The 16211-nt window shown below is 66.2% G+C and carries 14 protein-coding genes; 8 read left to right on the top strand and 6 right to left on the bottom strand.

Features of this window, described 5'->3' with window-relative positions:
• Positions 1-26 precede the first annotated feature (26 nt).
• Genes rsgA through E8M83_RS23000 form a run of 3 tightly spaced genes read right to left on the bottom strand, consistent with a single transcriptional unit; the run spans position 27 to position 2529 of the window.
• Positions 27-941: a ribosome small subunit-dependent GTPase A gene (gene rsgA / locus E8M83_RS23010; protein WP_137175688.1), complete on the bottom strand. Its 915-nt coding sequence runs from the start codon at positions 939-941 to the stop codon at positions 27-29.
• The gene (locus E8M83_RS23005) at positions 938-1270 is read right to left on the bottom strand and encodes a 4a-hydroxytetrahydrobiopterin dehydratase (RefSeq protein WP_137175687.1); all 333 of its coding nucleotides are present in this window, start codon (positions 1268-1270) and stop codon (positions 938-940) included. Before E8M83_RS23005 ends, rsgA begins: the two co-directional genes overlap by 4 nt.
• Complete coding sequence (locus E8M83_RS23000) at positions 1267-2529, bottom strand: M48 family metallopeptidase (protein WP_137175686.1); 1263 nt, start codon at positions 2527-2529, stop codon at positions 1267-1269. Before E8M83_RS23000 ends, E8M83_RS23005 begins: the two co-directional genes overlap by 4 nt.
• A 59-nt stretch (positions 2530-2588) precedes the next feature.
• Here E8M83_RS23000 and orn point away from each other — a divergent pair, with 59 nt between their 5' ends.
• The 4 genes from orn (at position 2589) to E8M83_RS22980 (ending at position 8137) form a co-directional block, all read left to right on the top strand.
• On the top strand, positions 2589-3173 hold the full coding sequence (orn, locus tag E8M83_RS22995) for an oligoribonuclease (protein ID WP_137175685.1): 585 nt from the start codon (positions 2589-2591) through the stop codon (positions 3171-3173).
• 53 nt (positions 3174-3226) lie between these two features.
• Positions 3227-5722, top strand: coding sequence for an ATP-binding protein (locus tag E8M83_RS22990; RefSeq protein WP_229491838.1), 2496 nt, complete (start codon positions 3227-3229; stop codon positions 5720-5722).
• A gap of 117 nt (positions 5723-5839) precedes the next feature.
• Complete coding sequence (locus E8M83_RS22985) at positions 5840-6910, top strand: glycoside hydrolase family 43 protein (RefSeq protein WP_137175684.1); 1071 nt, start codon at positions 5840-5842, stop codon at positions 6908-6910.
• A 96-nt stretch (positions 6911-7006) separates the two neighbouring features.
• Positions 7007-8137 (top strand): HPP family protein, encoded by a 1131-nt coding sequence (locus E8M83_RS22980; protein ID WP_229491837.1) that lies wholly within the window; start codon positions 7007-7009, stop codon positions 8135-8137.
• Positions 8138-8197: 60 nt separating this feature from the next.
• Here E8M83_RS22980 and E8M83_RS22975 read toward each other — a convergent pair whose 3' ends face one another.
• Positions 8198-8890 (bottom strand): UPF0149 family protein, encoded by a 693-nt coding sequence (locus E8M83_RS22975; RefSeq protein WP_137175683.1) that lies wholly within the window; start codon positions 8888-8890, stop codon positions 8198-8200.
• 174 nt (positions 8891-9064) lie between these two features.
• Between E8M83_RS22975 and E8M83_RS22970 the strand changes: the two genes are divergently transcribed.
• Both E8M83_RS22970 and E8M83_RS22965 read left to right on the top strand, forming a co-directional pair.
• Positions 9065-10072 carry a serine/threonine protein kinase gene (locus E8M83_RS22970; protein WP_137175682.1) on the top strand — a complete coding sequence of 336 codons (1008 nt, stop codon included), beginning with the start codon at positions 9065-9067 and terminating at the stop codon, positions 10070-10072.
• 119 nt (positions 10073-10191) lie between these two features.
• Positions 10192-12576, top strand: coding sequence for a hypothetical protein (locus E8M83_RS22965; protein ID WP_137175681.1), 2385 nt, complete (start codon positions 10192-10194; stop codon positions 12574-12576).
• Between the two features lie 75 nt (positions 12577-12651).
• On the opposite strand, the gene E8M83_RS22960 is transcribed toward E8M83_RS22965, so the two are convergent.
• Positions 12652-13077 (bottom strand): hypothetical protein, encoded by a 426-nt coding sequence (locus E8M83_RS22960; RefSeq protein WP_137175680.1) that lies wholly within the window; start codon positions 13075-13077, stop codon positions 12652-12654.
• A gap of 125 nt (positions 13078-13202) precedes the next feature.
• Positions 13203-14261: a DUF475 domain-containing protein gene (locus E8M83_RS22955; protein ID WP_137175679.1), complete on the bottom strand. Its 1059-nt coding sequence runs from the start codon at positions 14259-14261 to the stop codon at positions 13203-13205.
• Positions 14262-14394: 133 nt separating this feature from the next.
• On the opposite strand from E8M83_RS22955, the gene E8M83_RS22950 reads away from it, so the two are divergent.
• Both E8M83_RS22950 and E8M83_RS22945 read left to right on the top strand, forming a co-directional pair.
• Positions 14395-14817: a divergent PAP2 family protein gene (locus E8M83_RS22950; protein WP_137175678.1), complete on the top strand. Its 423-nt coding sequence runs from the start codon at positions 14395-14397 to the stop codon at positions 14815-14817.
• A 228-nt stretch (positions 14818-15045) separates the two neighbouring features.
• On the top strand, positions 15046-16185 hold the full coding sequence (locus E8M83_RS22945; protein ID WP_137175677.1) for an efflux RND transporter periplasmic adaptor subunit: 1140 nt from the start codon (positions 15046-15048) through the stop codon (positions 16183-16185).
• The last annotated feature ends 26 nt before the right edge of the window (positions 16186-16211 follow it).

Below are 16211 nucleotides of genomic sequence, written 5' to 3'. Positions count from 1 at the left end.
TTTCCGTTAGGGAAGCCGGCGGTTTACTAATACAGCGTCTGCGCCGATTCGTGCAGCAGTTGTGCGTACAACTCATGCCGCATGCGCGCGATCTTGCCCTCGGCCACCGCGTCCAGCACCGCGCATTGCGGCTCGGCCAGGTGGCGGCAGTTGTAGTACTTGCAGCCGCCCAGGTAGGGCTTGAATTCGACGAAGGCGCGCTCGAGCATGCCTTCGGTCAGGTGGTACAGGCCGAATTCCTGGAAGCCGGGCGAATCGATGATCGTCGCGGTCTTGCCGTCTGCTCCCGGCAGCCAGTACAGGCGGGTAAACGTGGTGGTGTGCTTGCCGGTATCCAGGGCGGCCGAGATTTCGCGCACCGCGATGTCGGCGTCCGGTACCAGCAGATTGATCATCGACGACTTGCCCATGCCCGACTGGCCGATGAAGATCGACGAATGGCCCGCCAGCAGCGGCGCCAGGGTGGCCACGGTCTGCTCGGGCTGGCCGGTGGCCGACACCTCGTGCACCGGGTAGCCCAGCGCGGCGTAGGGCGCGACCCGCTCGCGCGCGCGCGGCAGCAGATCTTGAACGTCGGTCTTGTTCAGGATGAGATGGGGCTCGATGCCGGCCGCCTCGCAGGCCACCAGCGCGCGCGAGACCAGGTCGTCGGTGAAGCCCGGTTCGGTGGCGACGACGATGAACAGGCGCGAGATATTCGCCGCCAGCAGCTTCGATTTGTACTGGTCCGAGCGGTACAGCAGGGTGCTGCGATCGGCGATGTTCTCGATCACGGCCTGGTCGTTCGAGGTGCGCTTGAGGTGCACCACATCGCCCACGGCCACATTGGTCTTCTTGCCGCGGGTGACGCATTGCAGCTTTTCGCCGTCCACGTCGGCCAGGTAGTGACGGCCGTGGGCCGCGATGATGGTGCCGGTCAGTCCGGGGTTCTTGTCGCTCATGCGCTGGTCAGTCCAAGGTAAAGCGCATTCACTTTCGCGGCGCAGATAAAATCGTTTTCGGTCAATGCGCCGCCGGCCGAATGGGTGCTCCAGGTGACGCGGCAGGTGGCATGGCCGACCGTCAGTTCGGGATGGTGGTCCTGCGCTTGGGCGACCTGCGCCACCGCATTGACGAAGGCGATGGTGGCGCGATAATCCGGCAGCCGGAATTCGCGGTACAGGATGCCGTCGATCGCGGTCCAGCCAGGGACGTCGTTCAACAAGGCATCGATCGCCCAGGGATCGAGCGCCCTGGCGTGGTGGAGGCAGTCGCGGTGCTCGAGCTTCATGCGCCCGCCATCGTCAGGTGTTTCACGCGCACCGAGGCCGGCGGATGCGAATCGTAGAAGGCCGAGTGCAGCGGGTCTGGCGTCAGGGTCGAGGCGTTATCCTCGTACATCTTGACCAGGGCCGACACCAGGTCGCGGTAATCGGTATGCTTGGCGGCGAAGGCGTCGGCCTCGAATTCGTGCTTGCGCGAGGTGATCGAGGACAGCGGCGCCAGCGGGAAGGTAAACACCGGCAGCACCAACATGAACAGGATCAGGGCCATGCCGTCATTGGAGGCGTTCATGAAAGGCAGCACGCCCAGGCCCGTATAGAACCAGGCCTGGCCCTTCAGGTAGCCGAGCAGGGCCAGGAAGGCCAGCGACATGGCGAACATCACGACCACGCGCTTGACGATGTGGCGCAGCTTGAAGTGGCCCAGTTCGTGGGCCAGCACGGCCTCGATCTCTTGCGGTTCGAGGCGCGACAGCAGGGTGTCGAAGAACACGATGCGCTTGGCGCGGCCGAAGCCCGAGAAATAGGCGTTGCCGTGGGCGCTGCGCTTGCTGCCGTCCATCACGAACAGGCCGCGCGAAGCGAAGCCCACGCGCGCCATCAAACCTTCGATGCGCTGCTTGAGGCTGGCGTCTTCGAGCGGGGTGAACTTGTTGAACATCGGCGCGATCACGCTCGGGTAGATCGCGATCATGAGCAGCTGGAAGCCGCTCCACACCAGCCAGGTATAGAACCACCACAGCTCGCCCGACTGTTCCATCAGCGCGAGCACGACCCACAGCAGCGGCAGGCCGATGACGGCGCCGACCACGGTGCCCTTGGCCAGGTCGCTGAACCACAGGCGCGGCGTCATCTTGTTGAAGCCGAAGCGCTGCTCGAGCACGAACTGGCGGTACCAGTCCAGGGGCAGGTCGAGCAGGCTGGAAATCACGCCGAAGGCCACCACCAGCGCCATCTGGTGCCACAGGCCCGGGCCGGTGAGCGGCAGGATCGCCAGCGACAGCAGCTGCAGGCCGCCCAGCAGGGTAAAGCCGATCAGGACCGCGCCGCCCCACAGCATGCCGACCAAGCCGAGACGGGTCTTGGCGACGGTATAGTCGGCCGCTTTCTGGTGCGCCGCCAGCGGCACCTTTGGTGCAAACTCGGCCGGCACGCTGGCGCGATGGCGCGCGATGTGCCGGATATGGCGCGCGGCCAGCCAGGTGCGCAGCGCCATGGTCAGCACGAAGAAAACGACGAACAAAACCGAGAACCCGAATGAAGACATTCTGTGCCTGTGAGAAAATGCAGGATTAAAGTAAAACACGCCTAGGCAAAGAGAGAATTATGTCACAAGCTACACCAACTACCGAGTCTGCCGGCGCGCAGCGTCCGAACGAGTTCAACCTGGTCTGGGTCGACATGGAAATGACCGGCCTGGACCCGGACAACGACCGCATCATCGAGGTGGCGGTCGTGGTCACCGACCCCGAGCTGAACATCATCGCCGAAGGCCCGGTGTTCGCCATCCACCAGTCGGACGCCACGCTGGACAAGATGGACAACTGGAACAAGGGCACTCACGGCAAGTCGGGCCTGATCGACCGCGTGAAAGCGTCCACCGTCACCGAAGCGCAGGCCGAGCAGGAATTGATCGCCTTCCTCAAGAAATACGTACCGTCGAACAAATCGCCGATGTGCGGCAATTCGATCTGCCAGGACCGCCGTTTCATGGCGCGCGGCATGCCGAAGCTGGAAGCCTTCTTCCATTACCGCAACCTCGACGTGTCGACGCTGAAGGAATTGTGCCGCCGCTGGAAGCCTGAACTTGCGAGCGGCTTCAAGAAGCACCAGAAGCACACGGCCCTGGCCGACATCACCGAATCGATCGAAGAGCTGCGCTATTATCGCGAGCACTTTATCCAGAAATAATTCAGTAAAAGCAGCATAAAAACTGCATTGTATTGACAAGAAGGTATGCGAGAATGACCAGTATGGTCCCGTTCACGCATACCGCTTTCCTGGGTGACAGCCAGACTGCCGCACGCCTGCGCGCTCACGACTGGCATATGTCACTGCTCGGCCCACCGGAGGGCTGGCCGCCGTCCCTGCGTACGGCGGTCGACATGATGCTGCACTCGTCGTTCCCGATGTTCATCGCCTGGGGACCGCAGCTCGCATTCCTGCACAACGACGCCTATATACCGATCCTCGGCGCGCGCCATCCGGCCGTGCCTGCGATGCCGTTTGCGCAGCTGTGGGCGGAAGTCATGCCCGAGTTGTCGCACCTGATCGAACGCACGCTGGCGGGCAATTCGGTCTTCCTCCAGGATATGGAGCTCAATCTTCTGCGTAACGGCTATCCCGAGCGCGCCTGGTTCACCTTCTCGTATGCACCGTTGCATGATGCCCGCGGCGAAGTCGCAGGACTGACCTGTACCGTCATGGAGACCACGGGCCACGTGCTGGCCGCGCGTCGCGCCGCGTTCCAGTTGAAAGTATCGGACGCATTGGCGCCGCTGGAAGACCCGGGCGAGGTCATCGCGACCGCCAGCGCCTTGCTGGGTGTCGAGCTCGGCGCCGGGCGCGTACTGTATGCCGAGATCGATCCGTTCAGCGGACGCCTCGAGGTGCCGCGCTTGTGGGCATCGGAAGGGACGGTGCGGTTGGCGTCGGGCATGCCGCTCTCCGATTTCAGTCCCGCCATCGTCGCCGAGCTGGGAGGCGGCGCGGTAGTGCGGATTCACGATGCCGCAAACGACCCCCGCACCGCGCACTTGCGTGCCAGCGGAATCGACGACCGGGTCGGCGCAGTGCTGGTGGTGCCGATCGTGAAGTCCGGGCGCCTGACCGCCTGCCTCGGCGTCGACACCCCGACGCCGCGCTCGTGGAGCGAATACGACGTCCAGCTCGCGCGCGACGTGGCCGAGCGCACCTGGGCCGCGGCCGAGACCGCACGCGCCCAGGCGGCCTTGCGCGAAGAACGCGACCGCAGCCGCGACATCTTCGACAATATCTCCGAAGGCTTCGCCCTGTTCGACCGCAACTGGATCATGCAGCGCATGAATGCCGAGGGACTGCGCATCTGCGCCGTCACGCGCGAAGAGGTGATCGGCCGCAACCACTGGGAAGTGTTTACCGCCATGGCCGACAGCGAGGCCGGCCGCATGTACCACCGCGTGATGGACACGCGCCGCGCCGGCGCCGCCGAGCAATGCCACGTGTTCCCGGACGGGCGCCGCATCTGGACCGATATCCGCGCCTATCCGACCCAGGACGGCGGCATCGCCAGCTTCTTCCGCGACATCACCGACCGCAAGCTGGCCGAAGAAAAGCTGATGGACGCCGACCGCCGCAAGGACGAATTCCTGGCCATGCTGGCGCACGAGTTGCGCAACCCGCTGGCGCCGATCAGCGCCGCCGCCGAGCTGCTCAGGCTGGGCAATATGGACGAGCGCCGGGTACACCAGAGCAGCACCATCATCGGGCGCCAGGTGCGCCACATGACGCGCCTGGTGGATGACCTGCTCGACGTGTCGCGCGTCACGCGCGGCCTGATCACCCTGGGCCAGGCGCGGGTGGCGGCGCGTGGCGTGGTTGAAGAAGCGGTCGAGCAGGTGCGGCCGACGATCGACGCCCGCTCGCAACAGCTCGGGGTGCGCCTGCCGCCAGACTCCGCCGCGGTGCGCGGCGACAAGGCGCGCCTGGTGCAGGTAGTGGCCAATGTGCTGGGCAATGCCGCTAAGTACACGCCCCCCGGGCGCGGCATCGACCTGCGCGCCGAAGTGCTGGGCACGCGCCTGGTGCTGAGCGTGCGCGACGAGGGCATCGGCATGGACCGCGAACTCACCGGCCGTGTATTCGACCTGTTCACCCAGGCCGAGCGCTCGTCCGACCGCTCGCAGGGCGGCCTTGGGCTGGGACTGGCCCTGGTCAAGCACCTGGTCGAGCTGCATGGCGGCACGGTCGGCTGTTCCAGCCCGGGCCTGGGCAAGGGCAGCACTTTCGTGATCAGCCTGCCGCTGCTGCAAGAAGAAGCGGCGGCGCCCGAGCCGGCCGTCCCGGTCACGGGCGGCGCGGCGCCGCTGCGGGTGCTGGTGGTGGACGACAACCATGACGCCGCCGAGACGCTGGGCCTGCTGCTCTCGGCCCAGGGCCACGAGGTGGCGATCGAGCACGCGTCGCTGCCGGCGCTCGAACGCGCGCGCGGCATGCGGCCAGACATTTGCCTGCTCGACATCGGCCTGCCCGAGATCGACGGCCGCGAACTGGCGCGCCGCCTGAAGGCCGACCCGGCCACCAGCGGCGCGGTGCTGGTCGCGATCACCGGCTACGGCCAGCAGCAGGACCGCGACGCCGCGCTGGCCGCCGGCTTTGCGCATTACCTGGTCAAGCCGGTCAATGTCGACGTGCTGCTGCGGGTGCTCGATGGCGTGCGCGGAAGTGCCGGAACGGCCGATCGGCTGCTGTCGATCGGCTAGCCGGCGTCAATCGGCTGCGCTGCTCTTCTCCGGTAACGTTTTTCTCCAGGCACTAAACGACGGCATGAGATGCTCTTCGTGATTGGCGCTGGTTCGAGCATGTGCTGTAATAAGGACATGAAAAAGACGCCATCCATCATCGCCCGATCGCTCGCGCTGGCCGTATCGATCGCCTGGGCCATGCCGCTGCAGGCCGCCAACCCGATCGTCCCCGGCTGGTACGCCGACCCCGAAATCCGCATCTACGGCAACACCTACTGGATCTACCCGACCTATTCGGACCACTATGGCGCCCCTCGCCAATCGCGCGGCTTTACCCCCGAGCAGCAAGCGATGCGCGCCAAGTCCGACCTGATCTGGGAGCCCTACCTCAAGCAGACCTTCCTCGACGCTTTCTCGTCGACCGACCTGGTCAACTGGACCAGGCACCCTCACGTGCTCGACGTCGAAAACGTGTCGTGGGCCGCGTACGCGGTATGGGCCCCATCCGCCATCGAGCACAACGGCAAGTACTACCTGTTCTTCGGCGCCAACGACATCAAGGCCAACGGCCAGCTGGGCGGCATCGGCGTGGCGGTCAGCGACCGTCCCGAAGGCCCGTTCAAGGATGCGCTGGGCCGGCCGCTGATCGACAAGATCCACAACGGCGCCCAGCCGATCGACCAGATGGTGTTCAAGGACGACGACGGCCAGGTGTATATGTATTACGGGGGCTGGAAGCACGCCAACGTGGTCAAGCTGGCGCCCGACCTGCTGAGCGTCGTGCCGTTCCCCGATGGCACTACCTACAAGGAGATCACGCCCGACCCGGCCTATGTGGAGGGTTCGTTCATGGCCAAGCGCAATGGCGTGTATTACTTCATGTGGTCGGAAGGCGGATGGACGCGCCCCGACTACCGGGTCGCGTATGCGATGAGCAAGTCGCCGTTCGGCCCGTTCAAGCGCATCGGCACCATCCTGCAGCAGGACACGACCATCGCCAACGGCGCCGGGCATCACTCGGTGGCCAATATTCCCGGCACCGACGACTGGTACATCGCCTATCATCGCCGGCCCCTGGGCGACAAGGATGGCCACCACCGCGAAACGGCCATCGAGCACCTGTACTTTAATCCGGATGGCACGATCAAGCCGGTGGTCATGACGAAGGAAGGTGTTGCGAAAAGGGTAATTCCAGTATCTGATTAGCCTCTTATTTGGTTTTTCGCACCATTTTTGGGTGGCGCCGCACCTGTTCTGTGCAAATATGCTGTAATAACACTCTTTGCGCTCAACCTTGGTGCAATGCCACCTTTACTTCTTTCCATCCTGCGGCGGCCGCACCCGGTCGCCTTGCCACCGATCGGCCAGGCGCGGGCCGCGTTCGGCGCCTTGTTCGGCCTGATGCTGTCCGGCGTCCTGAGCCAGGTCGTGCTGGCCTGGAGCGCGCCCGGCGCCCATGTCGCCTGGCTGGTCGCTCCCATGGCGGCGTCGGCCGTGCTGCTATTCTGCGTGCCCGCCAGTCCCCTCGCGCAACCCTGGCCCGTCATCGGGGGCAATGTGGTGTCGGCCCTGGTCGGCATTGCCTGTGTCCAGCTGCTGCCCGATCCCTTGTTCGCCGCGCCCTTGGCCGGCGGCCTGTCGATCGCCATGATGTTCCTGCTGCGCTGCCTGCATCCGCCCGGCGGGGCGGTGGCCATGACGGCGGTGCTGGGCGGGCCGGCGGTGCACGAGGCCGGCTTCGCGTTCGCACTGGCGCCGGTCGGCTTGAACACGGTGCTGCTGGTGCTGGCGGCGCTGCTCTACAACCGCATCACCGGTGCCCACCATGTGCACAAACCGGCCCCGTCGTCTGCCGCGGAGCCGTCCGCCGTGGCGGCAGAGGACATCGACGCCGCGCTGGAACACTTCGGCGAAGCGCTCGACGTCTCGCGCGACGACCTGGCCGTGATCGTCAACGATGCCGAGCACCACGCGGCCGAGCGTCGTGCGCGCGCGCTGCATGCGCGCGACGTGGTGGTGCCTCCGCTGGCGCGCCTGGCGCCCGACATGCCGCTGGGGACGGCGCGCGCCATCCTGCTCAGGCATGGCCTGCCATCGTTGCCGGTGGTGGACGACGCAGGGCGGCTGCTCGGCGTGCTGGCACTCAAGGGCCTGCTGGGGGCCGCGGCCGAACTCGAAGCGCGCAGCCTGGGCGTGCGGGCGCTCGGCGTCTTCGGTATATCGGGGAGCAGGAAAGAGGCGGAGCGGGTCGCCGACCTCATGATGACCGGGATCGCGGTGCAGGCCGCGCAGCCGGCGACGGTCGCTGTCGGATTGTCAAGGCGTCATGGCCTGGCGCGGGTGCCGGTGGTCGATGCCTCGGGGATGTTGCTGGGCATGGCGGGGCCGGTCGAAGTACTCGACGCCTTGCACAGGGCGGAGATGGTGGCTTGATCCGGTAGAACGCGCCCAGGCTCGAGGTACGGTTGGCGGCAGGGCCGCCAACCGTCAGCATCACGCGGTTTCAGCTCCGCAGCACTTCTTGTACTTCTTGCCGCTGCCGCATGGGCAATCGTCGTTACGCCCGACCTTCGGCTCCTCGCGCACCACGGTCTCGACCGCGGCCTTGCGCAGCGGCAGCCAGTAGCGGTACAGCGCCGGGATATTGGCTTCGATCTCCAGCGCCAGCGCGTGGATCTTGTGCGGATTGTCGACCAGGGCCAGCTCTTCTTCCTCGATCTCGTCGGCGCCGAGCAGGTAGACCGGGCGGATCAGTTCGGCCACGTCCGAGCTCCAGATCCGCTCCCAGGAATCGGCACGCAATTCGACCCCTTCCCAGAAGCCCCAGCACCAGGCTTCCGGATCGATCAGGGTCTTGCCTTCGAACTCATGTTCGACGAACAGCGGCTCGAATTCCTTCGGCGAGACTTCGAAGGTGATCAAGACTTCGTTCATGAAGCGCATGATCAGGTTGATGATCTTTTCTTCTTCGCGCTTGTTCTTCCACTTCGGCGCATCCGCCTCGTCCTGGCCCCACACCAGCGGCAGCCATTCGGCCGGCATGATGGTTTCCGGACCGATCGCGATCGCGGTCAGGTAGCCGTGCAGGGTGTCCATCGTCATCGCGGCGTCGGAGCAACGGTCGGACAGGAGGAACTGGTCGAGTTCGTCGAATTCTTTTTCGGAGAGGGGTTGTTCGAGATGCATGGGAGTATCTAATGGGTGGCGCGCGCGCCGGTTGTGCGTAAAGGCGCCAGTGTAACGCCTGCGCCGCCGGGCGGCACGAAAAATCAGCGCCTGGCGTGGAGCGCCTTGTTCAGCTCGCCTGCAGCCGGATCCGGGACATTCCCGCTTCGCCGTGCGCCGCCGTACAATGCACACATGGATAACCTGACCACCGGCGACGACACGCCCGACCACCCCTTTTCCCGCCTCGATCCCGCCCTGGTGCTCGATGCGCTCGACAGCGTCGGCATGCACGGCGACGGCCGCCTGCTGGCGCTGAACAGCTACGAGAACCGGGTCTATCACGTGGGGCGCGAGGAGGGCGGGCCGGTGGTGGTCAAGTTCTACCGCCCGCAGCGCTGGAGCGAGGCCGCCATCCTCGAGGAGCACGGCTTCGTCGCCGAGCTGGTCGAGCGGGAAATCCCGGTGGTGCCGGCCCTGGCCATCGACGGCAGGACACTGCACGCCTTCGAGGGTTTCCGGTTTGCCGTCTTCCCCAGCCGCGGCGGCCGCGCGCCCGAGCTGGGCGACCCGGCGGTGCTGGAATGGATCGGCCGCTTCATCGGCCGCATCCATGCGCAGGGAGCCGTCAAGGCCTACGAACACCGCCCGGCGCTCGATCCGCTCACCTTCGGCCGCCAGCCCTACGATTGGCTGCGCAGCCACGATTTCGTGCCGCCCGAGCTGATGGCGGCCTGGTCGAGCGTGGTCGAGCAGGCGCTCGATGGCGTGGCGCGCTGCTACGAGCGGGCCGGCAAGCTGCCGTTGTTGCGCCTGCACGGCGACTGCCATGGGGGCAATGTGCTGTGGACGCCCGACGGCCCCCATTTCGTCGACTTCGACGACAGCCGCATGGGCCCGGCGGTGCAGGACTTGTGGATGCTGCTCTCGGGCGAGCGCCACGAGATGGTGCACCAGATGGGCGATGTGCTGGCCGGCTACGAGGATTTCTGCGAATTCCACCCGCGCCAGCTTTACCTGGTCGAGGCCCTGCGCACCCTGCGCCTGATCCATTATGCGGCGTGGCTGGCGATGCGCTGGGACGATCCTGCCTTCCCGGCCGCCTTCCCCTGGTTTAATACCCAGCGCTACTGGCAGGACCGGATCCTCGAATTGCGCGAACAGGTGGCGCTGATGGACGAGCCGCCGCTGTGGCCGGTTTGAAGCCGAACCTTGAACCTGATCGAATGGATGAGTTGAGCCAATATTGCCCCCCAGTTCCGCGTAGCGGTCGGCGCGGTTTTGCCGGATAATCGAAGCGACCGCCGCCATTGAGACCTCGCATGGAACAAAACCCAGCCAAGCAAGACGACGCCGACTTCTCGATCGACCTGACGCAGGCCGCCGGCCTGACGCCGGGCGCGCCATCCGCCCCTGAACCGGCCGCCCCCGAGCCCATGCCAAAGGCCCCCGCGCCCCGCAAGCCGCTCGAGATGCACGAAATCCAGGAGGCGATTGCGCGCGTGGAAGCCGAGGCCAAGGCGAATGTCGCCTTTGAAAACCGCCAGACCGCCGAATCGCGGGCCCGGACGCTGGCCGACGAGCGCGCCGCGATCGATGCCGCTGCCGCAGCCGCGGCGCTGGCCAATTCCCAGGCTTCCGAAGACGCGATCGTGGCCAACCGCGACCGCCTGGAGTCGCTGCGCGCCGCGGCCAAGGCCTCGGGCGAGCGGCTGGAAGCGATCCGGCAAGAAACCGCCGAGTTGCGCGCACGGGTCAAGAGCGATACCGAGATCCGGCTGGCGACCGAGGCCCGTTCGCGTTCCGAAGAAGAAGCGCGCCGCCGCGCCGCGGCGCAGATGGAAGCCGAGGCCGAATTGTCGGCCAAGGCGGCGCGCGCCGCCGACGAGCTGGTGGTACACACCGAACAGGCGCGCCTGCAGGCGGCCGAACGCATGGCGGCGGTCGAGGCGGCCAAAGAGGAGGTGCTGCACAACGCCAGCGCCGACGCCCGCATCGCGATCTTGGCGCGCGAGCGCGAGCGCGCCGAAAAGGCCGCGCGCCAGACCGCCGAAAAGCTGGCCCAGGCCGAGGCCGAGGCGCTCGAACTGACGCAAGAGCGCGAGCGCGCCGACCAGGTGGCGCTGGCCTCGGCTTTCGCGCGCGCGGCGGCCGAGGCGCGGGCGCTGGAAGAGGCGCGCGCCTTTGCCCACATCGAGCAGGAACGCGAGGCGATCGCCCAGGCCCAGGCCGAATCCGAGCGGGTCGCGGCCCAGTCGCTGCGCATGCGCCTGCAGACCGAGAAAGAGTTGCGCGACGCCGCCACCCACCGCGAGCGGCTGGAACAGATGGCGGCCGCCAGCGCCGAGGCGCGGCGCGAAGCCGAGACCCGCATCCTGGCCGCGACCGAGGCCCGGATCGAGACCGACCGCAAGCTGCGCCTGGTGGCCGACGACCGCGCCCGCGCAGAAGAGGAGGCGGACGAACAGGTGCAAGCCCGTCTGGAGGCCGAGGCCGAGATGGCGCTGGACGCGCGTGCGCGCCGCGCCGCCGACGAGGCGGCGGTGGCCGCGGCCCAGCGCGAGGCCGAGGAACACCGCCGCGAGCAGGCCCTGGCCGAAGAAAAAGCAGCCCTGTCACTGGCCGCGGCCGAGGTCCAGGCCGCGCGCAATGCCGACGAGGCCGAGGCGGTGGCGTTCGAGGCCGAACTGGTCGAACTGCAGCGCCAGGCGGCGCAACTGGCCGAACAAAAGCGGCAAGAGACCGAACGCCTGGCCCAGACCGAGCGCGAGCGGGTGGCGGCCGAGACCGAGGCCCTGGCCCAGCTCCAGAAAAAAGTGGCGGCCGAGCGCGAATTGCTGCTGGCCGCCCAGGCGCGCAGCGAAGCCGAAGCCGCCGCGGCGGCGGCGCTGGCCGCCAAGGCCCAGGCCGAGCGGCGGCTGGAAGAAGCCCAGCGTGCGGCCTTCGAGGCGCAGCAGGCCCAGGCCGATGCCGTGTCCGAAGAAGCGGCGCAGGCCGAGTCGACCCGCGACGCCCAGCAGGCACATGCGCGCCGCGCGCAAGAGCTGGCCGAGGCCCAGGTCGAGCGCACCGAGGTCGAGCGCCAGCAGGTGACGCTGACCGAGCAGGCGATCGGCGCCGAGCGCGAAGCCACCCAGGCCGCGCGCGAATCGCTGGCCCTGGTCGAGCGCAAGCTGGCCGCCCAGCGCGCGCAGGCAGCGGCCGACGCCCGCGCCAATGAAGCGCAGGCGGCGCGGCTGGCGTCGGAACATGCCGCTGCCGAAGCCGCCGAAGCGCGCGCCGAGGCCGAGGAAGCGCAGGCCCGCCTGGCGCGCGAACGCGAGCTGGTCGAGCAGGCGGCGGTGCAGTCGGCGGTGGAAAAACGCGAAGCCCAGCGCGCCTTGCTCGAACACGCCCAGGCCCACGCCGAGATGCAGCGCAAGGCGGCGCACGCCACCCTGCAGATGGCCGATGCGCGCAAGCACCTGGTCAATTTGGAGAGCAAGCGCCAGGACGAGCAGGCCGCCGAGCTGGCCGCGACCGAGCGCGTCATCGGCGAGCGCAAGGTGGAGGCCGGCCAACGGTCGGTGTCGGCCGACCTGACGCGCGAGGTGCTGGGGCGGTTCAAGCAGTCGCAGGCCCGGGCCGCCGATACCTCGGCCGCGCAGGCGGCGGCGAGGCTGGCGGAAGTGATTGCCGCTCAGCGAGACCTGGACCGCGACAAGTAGGGTTGGCGGCTCCGCCGCCGACTCGTCGATTGTTATCGGCGCCGATGTCGTGCCGGATGATCTCGCCGCAAACGATCACCGCGTCGGCGGGGAACCCGCCGACCCTACCGCCTGGCTCGGCGACACCGGATCCACCGGCCCGGTAACCGCGCGCTTCACGAAATATTCGGTATCCCCGAAGCAGCTGGTCGGCACGCCCTTGTGCTGCTCGTACGAGATCTGCACGCGGCGGCCGATATTGCTGTTCAGTTGCTGCACGACCGTCTCATCGCGTACGGTGAACGCGAACCGTTCGGGAATCGCCCCCGGCATGCTCGACAAGAGAATCTCGCCTTCCCAGGTCTTGCACAGCCAGCCTTTCTTGGAGAAGGTCTGCAGGTAGCCGGCGCGGTCGCCCTCGGAATAGGCCCAGGTCAGGGTGAACCAGGTATACAGGGAACCAAGCACCGCCACGACAGCGATGACGGACAGCAGGATGGCGGAAGAACGGGCTTTGGGCATGGTCGGGCAGGGCGATCAAAAAAGAAAGTTGGCAAGGTTGTCATTCTTGCAGCGCTTGAGCGATGCGCGCCCATTCTGCCATGCCTTGCCGTAATCGCAAACCGCAATTCTCAGCGGCCGCCGATTCAGCCCGTCCGCGCCGCCGTGGCCGCCTCCTGGGCCGCGATCTTCCTGCGGTAGCGTATGGACGACCATAGCGACACCAGGATGAAGGCCAGCCCCGACAGCCCGGTAAACCATTCCGGTATGTGGTAGTGCACGCTGGCGAACATGATCAGGGCCAGGATGCCGATCGCATAATGCGCGCCATGCTCGAGATAGACGAACTCCTGCAACGTCCCTTTATAAACAAGGAACACGGTCATCGACCGCACGAACATGGCGCCGATCGCCAGGCCCAGCATGATGATGACGACGTCGTTGGTGATGGCGAAGGCCCCGATCACGCCGTCGAAGCTGAACGAGGCGTCCAGCACCTCGAGATATAAAAAGCCGCCGATGCTGCCCTGCGAGATCATGGCGCCGACGGATGGATCTTGTTCCTTCTCTTCGAGCAGGCTGCTGAGCCACTTGACCGCGATATAGATCAGCACCCCGGTCACGCCGGCGATCAGCACCGCCAGCTTGCGCACTTCGGGCATCAGGCTCATGGCGCCGATCACGCCGAGCAGGGTGAGCAGCACGGCCAGCCCCTCGGTGCCGTATTTGCCTACTTTCTCTTCGAACCAGCTGAACCAGTGCAGTTCCTTTTCTTCGTCAAATAAAAAGTTGAGGAACACCAGCAGCAGGAAGGCGCCGCCGAAGGCCGCGACCTCGGCGTGGTGCTCGGTCAGGTGGCGCGAGTATTCATTCGGGTTGTCGATCGCCATATGCCAGACGTCGAACAGGCCCAGGCCGGTGGCGGCGGCCACGATCACCAGCGGGAACAGCAGGCGCATGCCGAACACCGCGACCAGGATGCCGACGGTCAGGAACAGCTTGCGCCAGAATTCGTTCCAGTGCTTTAACACCGAGGCGTTGACGACGGCATTGTCGAAAGAAAGCGACACTTCGAGTACGCCCAGGATGGCGGTGATCCACAGGGCCTGCAGCAGGCCGGGCCAGCCCCGGTGCTCGTAGCCCCACCAGCCGGCGAGGGCCATCAGGACTGCCGTGACGATGAACGACCAGCGGAAATGGCGCATACATACCTCTTGTCTGTATTGACTCGTTGCGTCAATATTACCGTTTCCGGGCTTGTTGCGTCCGTCCCAAAAGTCGCCCGCCGCGCCTTGCTTCTGAGATAATTCCGCCCAGCATTTTCACCTATAAGACATCATGGAAATTATCTACCTCGTGACGCCGGTGCTGACCTGGATGGTGGTCGGCCCGATCAAGTTTCTCATTTCGAGCGTCCGCCTGCGGCGCTGGGCCTTCGACCTGGTCGGCAATGGCGGCTTTCCCAGCAACCATAGTGCGGTCGTGTCGAGCATGGCCACCCTGATCGCGCTGCGCGAAGGCATGGGCGATCCGGCCTTCGGCGTCGCCTGCGCGCTGGCCTTCGTCGTCATGATCGACGCCAACAGCCTGCGCCAGCACGTGGGCCGCCACGCGGTCTCGCTCAACCGCCTGCACGACGGCAAGGCCGACTACGTGATCCTGCGCGAACGCATGGGCCATACCAAGGTCGAGATCGCCGGCGGCGTCGTGACCGGCATCGGCATGGGCTTCCTGATCAATGCCCTGCTGGGCGGTATCTAGCATGTACATACAGCTGGCGTCCGTATCCCGGACGTCCGGCTGTCCGTTTTTGGCTGCATTTCATCCGGGCTGGAATGCAGCTCATCGCCAAAAAACGCAGTTCATCCATCGAATTCGGCGTTATACAGGTTCGTCAATTGACGCTATCGAGGCCCTCCTGAATACTGCGCGCTGAGTATCCATTCTCATTTTTATAAAAACGATCAAGTCCCACTCTGGAGAATCACTATGCTGCGCAAATCCCTCCTCGTTCTAGCCATCGCAACGAGCCTCGTCGCCTGCGGCAAGGACGCCGCCAAGGCGCCTGGACAGGCCAAGGACAACAAGCCGACGCAGTTGACCGTGGCGCCCGAGGATGTATTGACGATCCAGAGCGATTCGATCTCGTCGGGCCCGGTGATCACCGGCTCGATCCAGCCAGAGCGCCGCGCCGACTTGCGCGCCGAGGTGTCCGCCATCGTGCTGCAGGTGCTGAAGGAGAACGGCGAGCCGGTCAAGCGCGGCGACGTGCTGGTGCGCCTCGATGAAACCTCGATCCGCGACACCCTGACCTCGGCCGAGGATGCGCAGCGCGCCGCCACCCTGGCGCTAGAGCAGGCCAACCGCCAGCTCGAGCGCCTCAAGACCCTGACCGCCTCGGGCATGACCTCGGCCAAGGCCCTGGACGACGCCGAGATGGCGCGCAACAACGCCCTGAGCGAGCTGTCGGCGTCGAAGAGCCGGGTCGCCACTGCGCGCCAGCAACTGGCCCGCACCACGGTGCGCGCGCCGTTCGACGGCATCGTCTCCGAGCGCAAGGTGTCCAACGGCGACACCGCCACCATCGGCAAGGAGCTGGTGAAAGTCATCGATCCGACCAGCATGCGCTTCGAAGGCGCGGTGTCGGCCGACTCGGTCAGCACCGTCAAGGTCGGCCAGAAGGTCAACTTCCGCGTCAACGGCTATGGCGAACAGCAGTTCGCCGGCGTTGTCAAGCGTATCGACCCCGCAGCGAACCCGGTCACCCGGCAGGTGGAAGTGCTGGTCGGTTTTGCCGATAAGTCGCAGCCGCGCGTGGCCGGCCTGTACGCCGAAGGCCGGGTCGACGCCTCGGCCACCGACGCCCTGATGCTGCCCGAATCGGCGCTGGTGCGCGTCGGCGACAGCAGCCACACCTGGCGCATCAAGGACAAGACGCTGTCCAAGGTCAACCTGGTGGTCGGCGCGCGCGACCCGCGCACGGGCAACCTCGAAGTCAAGCAGGGCCTGGCCGCCGGCGACATCGTGCTGCGCGCCCCGACCTCGAACCTGAAGGATGGGCAAAAAGTCGACATGCCGGCCGCACGCGTTGCCAGCGCGGCCACCGGCACTGCCGCCCAAGGCAAGTAATACGGGAAACACATAAGGAAAAACAA

It is taken from the genome of Massilia sp. HP4, assembly GCF_005222695.1.
Lineage (GTDB): Bacteria > Pseudomonadota > Gammaproteobacteria > Burkholderiales > Burkholderiaceae_D > Telluria.
This window is presented reverse-complemented; position numbering and strand designations above follow the sequence as displayed.